The 13,774-nt window shown below is 64.6% G+C and carries 12 protein-coding genes and 1 pseudogene; 2 read left to right on the top strand and 11 right to left on the bottom strand.

The features are described from left to right. The first annotated feature begins 44 nt into the window (after positions 1-44). Entirely contained in the window at positions 45-1,139 is a 1,095-nt protein-coding gene (locus G5B40_RS12340) for a class I SAM-dependent methyltransferase (protein WP_165099070.1), read from the top strand. A gap of 5 nt (positions 1,140-1,144) precedes the next feature. After that, positions 1,145-2,146 (top strand): glycosyltransferase, encoded by a 1,002-nt coding sequence (locus G5B40_RS12335; RefSeq protein WP_165099068.1) that lies wholly within the window; start codon positions 1,145-1,147, stop codon positions 2,144-2,146. 376 nt (positions 2,147-2,522) lie between these two features. Here the strand turns inward: G5B40_RS12335 and G5B40_RS12330 are convergent. From G5B40_RS12330 to G5B40_RS12280, 11 genes and pseudogenes are all read right to left on the bottom strand, one after another. Beyond that, a pseudogene (locus tag G5B40_RS12330) lies at positions 2,523-2,843 on the bottom strand (ATP-binding protein); the annotation flags it as partial. Next, positions 2,777-3,109, bottom strand: coding sequence for a hypothetical protein (locus G5B40_RS12325; protein ID WP_165099065.1), 333 nt, complete (start codon positions 3,107-3,109; stop codon positions 2,777-2,779). The gene G5B40_RS12325 and the pseudogene G5B40_RS12330, both read right to left, overlap by 67 nt. 89 nt (positions 3,110-3,198) lie before the next feature. Next, positions 3,199-3,858, bottom strand: a complete 660-nt coding sequence (locus G5B40_RS12320) for a hypothetical protein (RefSeq protein ID WP_165099062.1) — start codon at positions 3,856-3,858, stop codon at positions 3,199-3,201. Beyond that, positions 3,776-5,134, bottom strand: a complete 1,359-nt coding sequence (locus G5B40_RS12315; protein WP_165099060.1) for a hypothetical protein — start codon at positions 5,132-5,134, stop codon at positions 3,776-3,778. The genes G5B40_RS12320 and G5B40_RS12315 overlap by 83 nt, the downstream gene beginning before the upstream one ends. A gap of 439 nt (positions 5,135-5,573) precedes the next feature. After that, positions 5,574-6,746, bottom strand: coding sequence for a M20 aminoacylase family protein (locus G5B40_RS12310; protein WP_165099058.1), 1,173 nt, complete (start codon positions 6,744-6,746; stop codon positions 5,574-5,576). Positions 6,747-6,751: 5 nt separating this feature from the next. Further along, positions 6,752-7,219, bottom strand: a complete 468-nt coding sequence (locus tag G5B40_RS12305; protein WP_165099055.1) for an L-2-amino-thiazoline-4-carboxylic acid hydrolase — start codon at positions 7,217-7,219, stop codon at positions 6,752-6,754. A 21-nt stretch (positions 7,220-7,240) separates the two neighbouring features. Then, a complete protein-coding gene (locus G5B40_RS12300) occupies positions 7,241-8,548 on the bottom strand; it encodes an NAD(P)/FAD-dependent oxidoreductase (protein WP_165099053.1) in 1,308 nt (435 codons plus the stop codon). 15 nt (positions 8,549-8,563) lie between these two features. Next, positions 8,564-10,225, bottom strand: coding sequence for an ABC transporter ATP-binding protein (locus G5B40_RS12295; protein WP_165099051.1), 1,662 nt, complete (start codon positions 10,223-10,225; stop codon positions 8,564-8,566). Continuing rightward, positions 10,222-11,103, bottom strand: a complete 882-nt coding sequence (locus tag G5B40_RS12290; protein ID WP_165099049.1) for an ABC transporter permease — start codon at positions 11,101-11,103, stop codon at positions 10,222-10,224. The genes G5B40_RS12295 and G5B40_RS12290 overlap by 4 nt, the downstream gene beginning before the upstream one ends. Beyond that, on the bottom strand, positions 11,100-12,074 hold the full coding sequence (locus G5B40_RS12285) for an ABC transporter permease (protein ID WP_165099047.1): 975 nt from the start codon (positions 12,072-12,074) through the stop codon (positions 11,100-11,102). Before G5B40_RS12285 ends, G5B40_RS12290 begins: the two co-directional genes overlap by 4 nt. Before the next feature lie 45 nt (positions 12,075-12,119). Further along, positions 12,120-13,718: an ABC transporter substrate-binding protein gene (locus G5B40_RS12280; protein WP_165099044.1), complete on the bottom strand. Its 1,599-nt coding sequence runs from the start codon at positions 13,716-13,718 to the stop codon at positions 12,120-12,122. Positions 13,719-13,774 lie beyond the last annotated feature (56 nt).

Here is a 13,774-nt window from a genome sequence, read left to right as displayed (position 1 = left end):
GATGCGGATCGCCGAAGGATGTCCTTTCGATCGCGGATATGCCGGTGATCTGTAATCAGCTCTGGCCCGACCGTGAGAGCGCGCGCGCAGCGCCTGTCGGTGATATTGATCTGGTCAGATGTGAAACTTGCGCCTTTATCTGGAACCGGGCGTTCGAGCCTGAGCGCGTCGTTTACGCCACCGGATACGAGAACGCACTGCACCATTCGACAACGTTTCAGGCCTTTGCAAAGGATCTGTCCCGCCATCTGATCGACAGCTACGATCTGGTGGGGAAACATGTGATCGAGATCGGCTGCGGGGATGGCCATATGCTCGATCTGCTGATGCAGGGCGGCGTGGCTACGGCGACCGGCTTCGACCCGTCGATGGAAGGGCGCGAGAGCCCTTTCGCGGCGCGCCCCGGCGTCGAGATCGTACCAGAGTATTTCGATTCGAGGCAACTTCGCCGTCCCTTCGACATGATCACATGCCGTCATGTCCTCGAACATCTCGATACGCCGCGTTCGCTGTTGGAGACGATCCGCGACGCGATCGGCGACCGCGACGTGCCTGTCTATTTCGAGGTGCCGAACGCCGAATGGATGCTCGAAAGCGTTTCGATATGGGACGTGATTTATGAGCATGTGGGGTACTGGAGCGCGGCGTCGATCGCCTCCGCGTTCCGGCGCGCCGGATTCAAACCGGTTTCCGTCCGCTCGGGCTATGCAGGGCAATTCCTGATGGTCGAGATGCGCCCTGACGGCGCTGACACTCCGGACAGCGTCGCTGGCAGTGATCGCATCGCCGCTCTCGCCGACAATTTCCGGGACGCCACCATACGTGAAATCGCGGATTGGCGCGCCCGACTGGCGGGCGCATCGGGCAAGGTCGTTATCTGGGGCGCGGGATCCAAGGGTGTGACGTTCGCCAATGCGCTAGGGCCGGATGGCGGAGCGCTCGCGGCGATGGTCGACCTCAATGAGCGCAAGCACGGGTTGTTCGCGCCGGGCGTCGCGCTGGAGATCGTGCCGCCCGAGGCCCTGATCGAACTGTCGCCCGACCTCGTCCTGATTTCGAACGCCTTGTATCGCGCCGAGATCTCCGAACAGGTGCGCGGAATGGGTCTGTCGCCGGATTTCGCCGTCCTGGCTGGATAGATTTCATGCATATTCTGATGGTTCTGGCAGGCGACGCGCGTAAGGCCAGTTCACGCGTTCGTGGCTACTGGATCGCCGAGGCGTTGGAGAACCGGGGCCACGAAGTCACGATTCGGCAAACCGACCGGCGCACGCAATACCCCACGCTGCTGGCCGATATATTCCGCGCCGACGTCGTCGTTTTCCAGAAGAAATACGGCCGCTACGATATTCTGGCGGCGCGGATCTGTCGTCTGCTGGGCAAGCGCTTCTTCTTTGACATCGACGATGCGCCAAGCCGCGTGCTTTCTTCCGCGGCGGGCCGACGCGCGGGAAAGATGATGGCGCTGAGCCACGGCGTTCTGGCGGGGAGCGAAGCGCTGGTCGAGCTGTCGCGGCGCTCTCAGAAGGCTGTGCACCATTTCCCTTCCGGTATCCGGCTTGAGAACTACCGTCCCACTCAACCGGCGGACCAGAGGCCGGTATGCCTCGGCTGGATCGGAAACGGCGCGCATTACGCCGACGATCTGACGAATATCCTCGCCAAGCCGCTTTCACGTCTCGGAGCGCGTCAGCCCATCCGCTTCCGTCTGGTCGGGGCCTGCGGGGTTCGGCGTCTTTATGACGTGTTCGGCGCCTTGGAGGGCGTAACCATCGACTTCATCGATCAGATCGACTGGTCGAGCCCCGACGCGGTCGCAGACGCCGTGGAACCGTTCGACATTGGACTCTACCCACTCTCGCCCGGGCCGTTCAACGAGTACAAGTGCGCGTTCAAGGCGTTGGAATACATGGGTTGCGCGCTGCCGGTGGTGGCGAGCGGCGTTGGCGCCAACGCCGCTCTCGTAGAAGACGGCGAGACCGGCTTCCTCTGTGAGACGGCGGAAGACTGGGAAGCCGCGCTCGGGAGGCTCTCGAACGACCCGGAGTTGAGGGCCAGGCTCGGGAGGGAAGGACGGCGCAAGGCCGAGAATGACTATTCCGTATCGTCTCTGGCGGCTCAGCTTGAAGCCATTCTCTTACCCTGACCTAATGGTGGGCATGCGGAGCGGGATCACGGTCGAAATGGGGGATGGCGCCTGAGAAGACCGCCATGCCGTGATGCGAACGTGGGCTGGGCGGCGGCTGCGACGACCTTCGCGTTGGAGGTCTGGTCGAGTGGCCCGCCGTCGATCCAGCAGTCCGCGCAAGCGCGGATCCACGACAGAAAGGGCGCCCCCCTCGTGAAGAGCGCCCCGAAGACGACCGTGCTGGCCGCTCAGTCCATCTGTCAATGGCGCCGGAAACACCCGCCACTTGGGCGCCCGAATATCCAGCCGCAGCTGCATTCTGATCTCGCGGCATGCGCTGAGGGCGCGCTGACCGCAAGAGTCAGAGCGCGTCCGTGGTTGAGCCAGTCGGATGTCAGGTGGATTTGCGCGCCTGGCTTTGAGCGAGGCGATACGAGCGGCCGTTCATCTCGAGGATGTGGACGTGGTGGGTCAGGCGGTCGAGAAGCGCGCCGGTGAGGCGTTCTTCGCCGAACGTGGCGGTCCATTCGTCGAAAGGCAGGTTCGAGGTGATGATCGTGGCGCCGCGTTCGTAACGCTGGCTGATCAGTTCGAACAGCAGCTCGGCCCCGGTCTTCGAGAGGGGGACTAAGCCAAGCTCGTCAATGATCAGCAGCTCGACCGTCGCCATCTGCTTTTGCAGGCGCAGGAGAACCCCGCAGTCCCGAGCGTGAAGTCCACATTGGTCGGGTTCGTGTCGTCCGGCGTGAAGGCCAGCGAACTGTCCACCGCGCCGTCCGCATCCGTCGCCACTGCGCCTTTCGTGAGGTCGAGGACGGGTTGACGCGGCACGATCGTGTCGACGATCGTGTTCGTATCCGCGACGCCATTGCTGTCGGTGTCCCGGACAAGCGCCTGATTGGTCAGGAGAAGTCCGTCCGCGAACGGCCGGTCAGTGGCGGTGATCGTGTAGAGCAGCTCGATCACGCCGCCTTGGGACATTTGCTCCGAGAAGTCGCCAAACGAAAAAATCAGCGCGTTCGACGCGCCGTCCGTCGGCACCGTGGGCGCGGGCGCGATCCCTCCGGAGATCAGCGTGTCGTCGCCGCCGAGCGTAACCTCGTATGGGTCGGCGCGCCCATGCCGCCGACATAGACGAACCCGGAGCCGTTTCCATCGACGTCATAGACCGGGGCGGGCAGATAATCCGTGATGTTCAGATCGTTGACGTCGGCAGACGTCACCTCGATACGGATGCTGTAGGTAATCTCGTCGCCCGGCGCGATGACCGGGTTGCCGCCCGACGGCGGTTGTCCGTTGATCGCCACGACGGCTTTGGTCGAGTCGGGCGGCGCGATGTCGGCGCTGCTGCTGGAGCCGTCCGGATGCGCCGCGTTCCCGCTGGTCTGACTGTTGAACGTCGTGGACGTAACGGTGTTGCCGAGCGTGTCGCTGACGACGACGGGCGCATCGCCATTGCGGTAATTCTCCTCGATCAGCGCGTAGTAGGTGAGGGTCATTCTCGTGGGACCCTGCTGTCCGTCATCAAGGAAAAGATCGCCATAGAGTGTTTCGTCGGCGGCGCCGGCGTTGCGTACGGCGGCGCTGAGGAAGAATGTCAGATCCTGCGAGCCGTCGCCCTGAAATGCGGCCGCAAGCTCCTGCTCATCATTCGCGCCAGCCGTCGTGTTGAACTGGAAGAAATAGGTCTGGCCGTTCATTTCGACCCGCAACACCGGCACATGGTCCATCCCACCGGCGAAATCCTTCTTCGCCGAGGTCGACATTGAATTCCAGATACTTGCCGGGCTTCGCATCGCCGCCGCCCTCCACCACGACGGCCTTCAGCACGGTGTAGGGGCGGATGGTGATGTCGATGCTATCCTGTAACTGGCCGCTGTTCGTGCCGCCGACCGGGACGATCGTGCCGTCGGGAGCCATGTAATCGGCTGACACGACCTCTGCGTTGTTGGTCGCGACAACATAGGCGGCGGGCGAGTCTTCGTCCATCGCGTCGAGATCGGTTCCGTCGGCGGCGAATTCCGGCGCATAGGCGGTGAGTGTGATGACGATGTCGTTCCCGGCGGTCGTGCCGGTGACCATATCATAGGTGAACGTCGCCTCGGTCACGGTGCCTACGCCGGGCACGCCCTGCGACTCGCCGGCGCCGGGCGCGTCGATCGTGTCGGCTCCCGGCGCATCGGCGTTGAGAAAGAAAAGATTGTCTGGCAGCAGATCCCGGATGTTGAGATCGGTGGCCGTCACGCTATCCGCGATTTCGACGGTGATCGTGTAGGTGAAATCGAAATTCGGCCCCTGCGCCTTCTCGGCCTCGGGAAGCTGGACCGCCTTCACGAGCCGCATGATGATCGGCGTTACCGAATCCGACTGCGCCGCGCCCTGCTGGATCGGCGGATCGGTCGATGGATTGTCGAGCGGATCTCCACCGAACTGGAAGTCGCCCTGCGCGGTGATGAGAATATCATCCCCGGGCACAGCGCCGGAGGGCGTCATTGTATCCGGGCTTTCGGTCATCGTCGCGGAAAAGACGAGTTCGATCTCGGGGTGGTCGGGTGTGTAGCTGCCGAAAGGTGCGAGAACGTTCAGCCAACTCGCGTTCTCGTCCAGGCCGAGCGCGACGCCGTCGGGGATCTCCAGCAAACCGCCGGCCTGATCGAGCGGATGCTCCGTCACCGGATCTCCGGAAGCGTCCACCCATTGCGAGCCGTCCCAGGCGCCCACCTCCTGCGCCTGAGTCGAGACGCCGAGATAGCTCACATTGTTGACCGCGACGCCCGGCCCGACGGTCACGTCGACGAATGGGCCATAGCCGATGTCGTTCGGGTCGGCGTCGTTCACGTCGGCGACATTGTCAAACGTCACCGAGAACTGGAAATCCTCGTTGATGAACTGATCGTCGGGAAGATCGGAGACGACGGCTTCGGGCGCCGCGTTCAGGCGCACCCGATCCTCAAGCCGGCGAACGCGTGACCGATAGAAGCCCGATTCCGGTCGCTCCATTTTCAAGCCGAGGCTCCGCGCGACTTGAACAAAATTCTACCAGTGTGACTCGGGTCGCGCAGCTGCTTCAAGAAACAGTTAATGCGGGTGGTGGGTCAGTCTTGAAAGGTTGTGCATCGTTGCCCTTTCGAATCCTCTGGCGCAGAGTCGCCCGTCGCCGCGAAAGCGAACCGGCGCGCCGGCGGGGTGACGACCTGTCCGGCGCGTATCGCAAACGCACTGAAGTTTCTCCGAACCAACCGTTCGGCGCTGCGCCGGCGAGAGCGTGAAGAAAGACATGCGCGGAAGTCGGCGGATGCGCCGCAAACATCCACGCTCGCGCGACGTCCCATCGGGGAGCTCTTCCACCCTTCTCAGCGCATGGCGGAGCGCCGCGCCTGGCGCTCAAGGCCGCCTGGTCGCCGTTATTCGGTCGACGGCGAATCCCAGGAGGCGGCGCCGTGGATCATTCCGCGGCGCGCAGCCGTTGGCGCACCAGCGTCGTCCAGTAGGAGCAGCCCCAGGCGAAGACCTCGTCATTGAAGTCGTATGCGGGATGGTGGAGCCCCGCGCTCGGGCCGTTGCCGACGAAGATCATTGCGCCCGGCCGCTCGTTCAACATGAATGAAAAATCTTCGCCGCCCATGGAGGGCGTCCAGTTCATGTTCACCCGCTCGGCCCCGGCGACTTCGGCCGCGGCCTCGGCCGCACGCTCCACTCCCATCTCGTCATTGACCGTGACGGGATACATCCGGATATAGTCGAGCGTTCCCTTCGCATCGAACGCGTCCGCGATACCCTGGACCGCACGGTTCAGCCGGCGCTCCACCATCGTGCGGACTTCTTCGTCCAGCGTCCGAACGGTGCCGGTCAACTCGATGGTCTGAGGGATGACATTAAAGGCGTCGCCGCCGTGGATCGTCGTGATCGAGATCACCGCCGATTTCAGCGGATCGAGATTGCGCGAGACGATGGACTGCGCGGCCTGCACCAGCGCCGAGGTCGCCATCAGCGGGTCCGTGGTCTGGTGCGGAAAGGCGGCGTGGCCGCCGACACCCTCGATCGTGATGCGGATCTCGTCCACCGAGCCCATGATCGGCCCGGAGCGGACCGCGAATTCGCCCAGCGCAAGGCCAGGCTGGTTATGCATGCCGTAGACCTCCTGCATCGGGAAGCGGGTCAGCATTCCATCGTCGATCATCGCCTTCGCGCCCGCCCCGCCCTCCTCGGCAGGCTGAAAGATCACCGCCACCGCGCCATCGAAATTGCGGCTTTCGGCCAGTTCGCGCGCGGCGCCGATCAGCATCGTCGTGTGGCCGTCATGACCGCAGGCGTGCATCTTTCCGGGAATCTCGGAGGTCCACTCGGCGCCCGACTCCTCCAGGATAGGCAGCGCGTCCATATCGGCGCGCAAGCCGATCATCCGGCCCGAAGCGTCGGAGCGCCCGCGAATGATGCCGACAACGCCGGTGCGCCCGATCCCCTCGTGCACCTCATCCACGCCCGCCGCTCGAAGCGCGTCGGCCACGCGTCCGGCGGTGCGGGAGACATCGTAGAGCAACTCGGGATTGCGGTGCAGGTCTCGGCGGAATTCGGTCAGGTCCGCAATCTGCTTCGACACCCAGTTTTCGACGGCCATTGAGATCAGTCCTTTTTCATACGGTAGCGGAAGTCGCAGTGGCTGGCGCCCTTCATGATGGTCTGCGTCCGGGTCAGCTCCATCTCCGGATTGTAGCCGACGCAGAAATCACCATCCCGATTGCAGGACAGCAGGTGGCCGATATTGCCGAGACCCATCTCCTTGTACATCTCGGAATAGCGGCAGCGGACAACATTGAAGTCGAGCTTCTCCTCATCCGCTTCCAGCATTTCGATCTGGAGCGCGTCATCCTTCGTCCAGAGCGGCATGATGTCGAGAAAGTCCTTGAGCGACGGCGCGCGCCCAAGCGCCTCGGCGAAGCCCTTGCCGTGCTCGATCGCGGAATTGGACACGGCCTCGCCGATCACGGATTGCGCCTCCTCCTCGCCGGAGCGGGCCTTCAGCACTTCATAGACGTGTTTGAGGATCAGCGCCTCGATGCGGCGGCGCACGAGAATGCCCATGTCGCTCATCTGTGTCTCCTTCCGAGCGGGTCAGTCAAAATTCGGCTCTTTATGGTCGGCGCGCTTCAGCCAGGCGAGATACCATGGCGCGATACGGCGCACGATCGAATGAGCGGGCAGCGGATCCGGCTCTGAAAGCGGCAGGGCCAGCTCCGCCTCCGGTTCGCCCGCGATGGCGGCGGCCATCTCGCGGCCGAGCGAAACCGAAAGCGCGACACCCCGCCCGTTGCAGCCGATCCACGCCCAGCCGTCGGGTCCGAGTCGGTGAATGCGCGGGAAACGGTCCCGCGTCATGCCGACATAGCCCGACCAGACGTGGGTCATCTTCGGGGCGCCGAGATCCGGAAACGCCTCGGCCATGCGCGCCGCCGCGGTCGCCTTCACGCGTTCGGCCACGTTCCATGACCCGAGCACCGCGCCGCCGGTGATGATGCGGTTGCGCGCGTCATAGCGGAAGAAGCGCAGATCGCCGCGCGTGTCCGAGACCGCCTGCCGGCCCGGCAGGATATTCGCGCGCAGATTGTCGCCGATCGGCTCGGTCGACATCTGCCAGGAAAGCACTGGCACGATGGTCCGCGCCAGCCGAGGCGCGAGCGAAGCGACGGAGTGATCGGTATAAGCGTTGGTGGCGAGAACAAGAGCGCGCGCCTTTACCGCGCCTTCCGCCGTCCGCGCGCGCCAGAAATCACCCTCGCGCGCCCAGTCGGTCGCGGGACTGTCTTCGTGGATGATCGCGCCGCGGCGCTCCGCGGCGGCGGCGAGGCCGCGCGCCAGCCCCAGCGGATTCACGTGGCCGCCTGTCGGGTTGAACATGCCGCCATGCCAGAATCCGGAGCCCAGAAGTTTCTCGGACGCGTTGGCGTCCAACAGCTCCGCCGGAAAGCCGAGCCGGCGCCACGCATCGACGCGCTTTTCGCTGAGCCGGATGCGCCCGGGGGAATGGGCGGGCTGAAACCAGCCGGCCTGTTCGGCTTCGGCCTCCGCCTCGATTCCTTCTTCGCGCGCGACATCGAAGAGATAGCCTGCGCTCGCGCCGACGAGCCGCGCGAAACGTTCGCCGGCGGCGCCGTGGCGGGCGATCATCGCATCCGGTTCGGCCGCCGTCAGGATCGGGATCACCTGCCCGTTGTTGCGCCCCGAGGCGCCCCATCCGACTGCGTTCGCCTCCAGCAGCACGACGCTCAGCCCGCGCCGCGCGAGGTGCAGAGCGGAAGAAAGGCCGGTGAAGCCGCCGCCGATCACGACCGCGTCAGCCTCGGTCTCACCCAGCAGTTTCGGCTTGGGCGGACGAGGGGCCGAGACATCGGCCCAGATGGAGGGGGGAAATGGTTTGTTCATCACTCTCCGGACAGATTATGCGGCGTCGTCCCACTGCGTGGGCGGCGTCCAGTCGCGGCCGGGGATCGAGCGGAGCAGGTTGCGCGTATAGGGGTGCTGCGGATCGGCGAAGAGTTCGGCGGTGACGCCCATCTCGACGATCCGCCCTTTCTCCATCACCGCGACCCGGTCGCAGATCTGGGCCGCGACCCGCAGATCATGGGTGACGAACAGCAGCGAGAGATCGAGACGGGCGCGCAGATCCGTCAGGAGCTTGAGCACCTGCGCCTGCACCGACACGTCTAGCGCCGAGACGGGTTCATCCGCGACGATGACTTTCGGCTCCAGCGCCAGCGCGCGGGCGATGCCGATGCGCTGGCGCTGGCCGCCGGAGAATTCATGCGGGTAGCGCTCGGCGGCGGCGGGGGAGAGCTCTACCAAAGCCAGCAGCTCGCGCGCTTTCTCCCGCGCCAGAGCCGGATTCATTCCGTGCGTGATCGGCCCTTGGGCGATCAGATCCACCACCCGTTTCCGGGGGTTGAGCGAGGCCATCGCGTCCTGGAACACCATCTGGATTTCCGAGCGCATCGCGCGCAGGGTGCGCGCGTCGGCGTGAAGGATGTCGCGGCCGCCAAGCTCGGCCTTGCCGCCATCCGCCTCCAGCAGCCGGGTCACGCAACGCGAAACCGTGGTCTTGCCGGAGCCGCTCTCGCCGACGACGCCCAGCGTCTCGCCCCGGCGCAGATCGAAGGAGACTTCGTTGACCGCCGGCACCGCCTTGCGTCTGCCGCTCAGCAGGCCACCGCGCGCCTTGAACGTCTTGAGCATCTTTTCGGCGCGCAGCACCACCGGCGCGTCCGAGAAATCGCGCGGCGGGGGCGGACGCAGTCCGGGAACCGCGGCGATCAACGCGCGGGTGTATTCGTGGCGAGGCCGGTTCAGGATCTCCTCGGCCGGCCCCTGCTCCACCAGCTCGCCCCGGCGCAGGACCGCGACGCGGTCGGCGATCTCCGCCACCACGCCGAAATCATGGGTTATGAACAGGATGCCGGAGCCTTCGTCTTTCTGTAGCTCCCGGATCAGGCGCAGGATCTGAAGCTGCGTGGTGACGTCGAGCGCCGTCGTTGGCTCGTCCGCGATCACAAGGAGCGGCGACATGGCGAGCGCCATCGCGATCATCACGCGCTGGCGCTGGCCGCCGGAGACCTGATGAGGATAGGCGTTGAGCGCCGAGGGGGGATCGGGAATATGCACCCGCTCGAGCATCTCCAGCGCCCGGGCGCGGCGGGCGCGGCGGCTGAGATCCGTGTGCAGCTTCAGAACCTCGTCGATCTGCCAGCCCACGGTTTTCTGAGGGTTCAGCGCCGTCATCGGCTCCTGGAAGATCATCGCCATGCGGTCGCCCCTGAGCGCGCGCATCTCGGCTTCGCCAAGCTCGGAGAGATCACGCCCGTCGAAGCGGATCGTCCCGTCGGTCATCCGCACCTGCGGCCCCGGCAACAGCCGCATCACGGCGCCGGCGGCGAGGCTCTTGCCCGAGCCACTCTCACCGACGAGGCAGAGGATTTCGCCCGGGTTCACCTTCAGGCTGATCCCGTCGAGCGCATAGGGCCTGTCCGAGCCGCGCGGCAGCTCGACGCGGAGGTCTTCGATCTCGAGGATCGGAGTCTGGTTTCCGGGTCCGGGCGCCTCGTTCATCCCTTCTTCTGCCTCGGGTTCAGAACCTCGTTCAAGCCCTCGCCCAGAAGAGAGAAGGAAAGAACGGTCAACACGATGGCGATTCCGGGAATCGCCGCTACGAACCAGTCGCTGCGCAACACCGCGCGCCCCTGACCGATCATGTTGCCCCAACTCGCATAATTCGGGTCGCCGAGCCCGAGGAAAGCCAGCGCGCTCTCCATCAGGATCGCCAGCGCCATGATGACCGACGCGTAGACCACGACCGGAGGCAGCGCGTTCGGCAGAATCTCGCGGAAGATGATCGCGGCGTCGCCCACGCCGAGATTGCGCACCGCCTCCACGAATTCGCGCTTTCGCAGCGACATGAACTCCGCCCGCGCCAGCCGCGCCGGCGCGGTCCACGAGACGATGCCGATGGCGAGCACGATATTCTCGATCGAGGAGCCGAGAATCGCCACCAGCGCGAGCAGCAGGACAAAGCTCGGGATGGTCTGGAACGCTTCCGTCACCCGCATCAGCACATCGTCGATCCATCCGCCGAAATAGCCGGAGACCGCGCCGATGACGATGCCGATCGTGATCGAGATCAGCGTCGCCACCAGCCCGATCATGAGCGAGATGCGCGCGCCGTAGAGGATGCCCGCGAGGATGTCGCGGCCGAGCTGGTCGGTGCCGAGCGGCGTCGCCTGATCGGTGAACGGCCAGGTCAGGGGGGCGCCCGCCCGGCGCAGCGGGTCCACCGGCTCGTAGATCCCCGCGAGCAGGGCCATCAGGATCACGCCAAAGAGCAGGATCAGTCCCAGCACGGCCGCGCGGTTGCGGCGATAACGGCGCCAGAAGACCCGGAGGCGGGACGGCTCGGGGGGCGGCAGGGCGTCCGGTTCTGCGAGGCTCATGACAGTTCGATCCGCGAATCGAGCCGCGCATAGAGCAGATCGGTGAGGAAATTGACGAGGATCACGATGACGGAACTCAAGAACACGATGCCCATCAAGGTGTTCATGTCGCGCTGGATCACCGACTGATAGGCGAGCTGCCCGAGGCCGGGCAGCGTGAAGATCGTCTCGACCACCACCGACCCGCCGAGCAGCGTCGAGAACTGGAGCCCGAGCAGGGTCACGACCGGCAGGAGCGCGTTGCGCATGATGTGATGGATCATCAGCCGTCCCTCCCCGGCCCCTTTCGCGCGCGCGGTGCGGACATAATCGAGTTCGGCGACCTCCAGCACGCTCGCGCGCATCAGGCGAAGATAGAACGCGAGATAGATCAGGGAGAGCGCCGCCGTCGGCATGACGAAATGCAGCGCCACATCCACATAATGGTCCCAGCCGGTGTAGAAGGCCGCGATGTCCTTGACCCCGCCCACCGGGAGCCAGCCGAGTTTGATCGAGAACAGCACGATCATCATCAGCGCGAGAAAGAAGCTCGGCGTGGCGTAGAACACCAGCCCGAGCGTGGAGATCACGTTGTCGGTCGCGGAATAGGCCCGCCGCGCGGCGATGGCGCCGAGCGCGACGCCGATGGTGAACGCCAGAAAGAGAGAGGAGCACATCAGCGTCAGCGTGATCCAGAGCCGATCGAGCAGCACCGTCGCCACCGGTTGCTCGAAGACGAAGGACCAGCCGAAATCGAAGCTCGCCATCTTGAGCAGATAACGCCAGAGCTGGACCCAGACCGGCTGGTCGAGCCCGTATTCGGCGCGGAGCCGCGCGATGAATTGCGCGTCCGCGCCGCCCATATCGCCGACCAGCGCATCCACCGTATCGCCGGGTGCGAGCTTGAGCAGCAGGAAGGCGCCGATCATGATCAGAAGGATCACCGGCACCGCCTGCGCCGCGCGGCGAAGAGCGTATTTCAGAATTCGCATCTTCGTTCTTTCGCGATGGGGCGGCGCGACCGCCGCCCCATCAGGTCACTCTTCCGCGAGCCAAAGATCGTACCAGCTCGACGAAACCCAGCGCGGCGTGTTGTGGTGATTGCGCAGCCTCTTCGAAGTCGCCGAGATGAAGGGATGCTCGATGGCGAAGATGACCGGCAGCTCCGCCATCGCCATGGCCTGAATGTCATGATACATCTGCGCGCGCGTCTCGGGATCGAGTTCCTGAGCGGCGGCGTCGATCATCTCGTCCATCTTGTCGGACTGCCAGCCGAACTGGTTGGACCACGGGGTGCCGACGGGCGCGCCGGAGCGGATCCAGACCGTCGTCGACACGGCGGGGTCCGAGCGGAACTGATGCCAGCCGTTCGCGGTGTCGAAGTCATGATCCCGATAGACGCCGCTGAGGAAGCCGGGCGCGTCGTTGGTCAGCAGCTCCACCTCGATGCCGATCTCCTTCATCGCCTGAGCGAAATACTCGCCCCAAAGCTGGGTGTATTCGCCCCAGGGCGCCGGCCGGTGCCGCAGCCGCAGCCGCACGCCGTTCTCGTCCTCGGGGTAACCCGCCTCATCGAGCAACGCCTTCGCCTTCTCTACGTCATAGGGATAGGTCGGCACATCGTCGGTGTAGTTCGCGCCGGCGGTGGAGGGGATCGGGCCGCGGCCGGGTTTGGCGAAGCCCCGCATGATCGTCTGTATGGCGTAGTCGATGTCGAGCCCGTGATAGATCGCCTGGCGCACCTTCAGATTGGCCAGCGCCGGGTTGCGGTGATTGAACTCGATGGTGGAGTGGGCGACGTTGTTCTCGTAACCCTTGGTGCCCACGTCGAAGCGCGGATCATCCTTGAGCCGCTCGACATCGGCCATGGCGATGGCGTTGAAACTGGATTCCAGAACCTCGCCGGCTTCGAGAGCGGAGGCTGCGGCCGACTTGTCCTTGATGAAGCGGACCACGATCCGGTCGAGATAGGGATACTGCTCGCCCCGCCAGTAATTGTCGTTGCGCTCCATCATCACGTACTGGCCGCGCTTGTATTCGACAAACTTGAAAGGGCCGGTGCCGACCGGCGCGGTGTTATACTCATTCTTGAGGATATCCGTGCCCTCATAGAGATGCTTGGGCATCGGGTGGCCGAGATCCGGCATGGCGGCGAGCATCAGGTCCAACGGCATCGGCTTCGAATACTTGAACACCGCCGTATGCGGATCGGGGCAATCCACCGCTTCCAGGTTCTGCTGAAGCGTGGAGGAGTAGTTCAGCAACTCCTTCCACATGTTCATCGCGGTGTAGGATACATCCTCACAGGTGAAGTCCTCACCGTCATGCCATTTCACGCCCTCGCGGAGCTTGAACGTGATCTCGAGCCCATCTTCGGATGAGGACCAGTCCGTCGCCAGAACAGGCACGTAGCCATCATAGCTCTTGTCGATCAGCGGCTCCACGATCTTGCCGGTGATGTTGTAGACTCCTGTCGACGCGCGCAGCGCCGGATTCAGGATGCGTTGTTCGGAACTCATCAACGTGACCACGGTCCCGCCGCGCCGCGGCTCTTCCTGAGCGGAAAGGCCGGCCGCCATCAAAACCGAGGCCGCACCGACGATCGCGGGGCCGACAAGCCTGAACGGCATCGTCATGTTTCTCTCCTGTCCCAATACGAGGGGTCGGCCCCACTTCAGCAGCGGAGTCGATG

The organism is Pikeienuella piscinae (genome assembly GCF_011044155.1).
Taxonomy (GTDB): Bacteria; Pseudomonadota; Alphaproteobacteria; order Rhodobacterales; family Rhodobacteraceae; genus Pikeienuella; species Pikeienuella piscinae.
The sequence above is the reverse complement of the archived record's forward strand: the minus strand, read 5'-3'. Positions and strand labels throughout refer to the sequence as shown.

What these genes read in the sequence shown, in the direction of transcription:
- G5B40_RS12335 (WP_165099068.1), top strand. Translation starts at nt 1,145, where the DNA reads ATGCATATTCTGATGGTTCTGGCAGGCGACGCGCGTAAGGCCAGTTCA.
- G5B40_RS12285 (WP_165099047.1), bottom strand. Translation starts at nt 12,074, where the DNA reads ATGCGAATTCTGAAATACGCTCTTCGCCGCGCGGCGCAGGCGGTGCCG.
- G5B40_RS12325 (WP_165099065.1), bottom strand. Translation starts at nt 3,109, where the DNA reads ATGTCCCAAGGCGGCGTGATCGAGCTGCTCTACACGATCACCGCCACT.
- G5B40_RS12305 (WP_165099055.1), bottom strand. Translation starts at nt 7,219, where the DNA reads ATGAGCGACATGGGCATTCTCGTGCGCCGCCGCATCGAGGCGCTGATC.
- G5B40_RS12280 (WP_165099044.1), bottom strand. Translation starts at nt 13,718, where the DNA reads ATGACGATGCCGTTCAGGCTTGTCGGCCCCGCGATCGTCGGTGCGGCC.
- G5B40_RS12295 (WP_165099051.1), bottom strand. Translation starts at nt 10,225, where the DNA reads ATGAACGAGGCGCCCGGACCCGGAAACCAGACTCCGATCCTCGAGATC.
- G5B40_RS12320 (WP_165099062.1), bottom strand. Translation starts at nt 3,858, where the DNA reads ATGGACCATGTGCCGGTGTTGCGGGTCGAAATGAACGGCCAGACCTAT.
- G5B40_RS12310 (WP_165099058.1), bottom strand. Translation starts at nt 6,746, where the DNA reads ATGGCCGTCGAAAACTGGGTGTCGAAGCAGATTGCGGACCTGACCGAA.
- G5B40_RS12300 (WP_165099053.1), bottom strand. Translation starts at nt 8,548, where the DNA reads ATGAACAAACCATTTCCCCCCTCCATCTGGGCCGATGTCTCGGCCCCT.
- G5B40_RS12290 (WP_165099049.1), bottom strand. Translation starts at nt 11,103, where the DNA reads ATGAGCCTCGCAGAACCGGACGCCCTGCCGCCCCCCGAGCCGTCCCGC.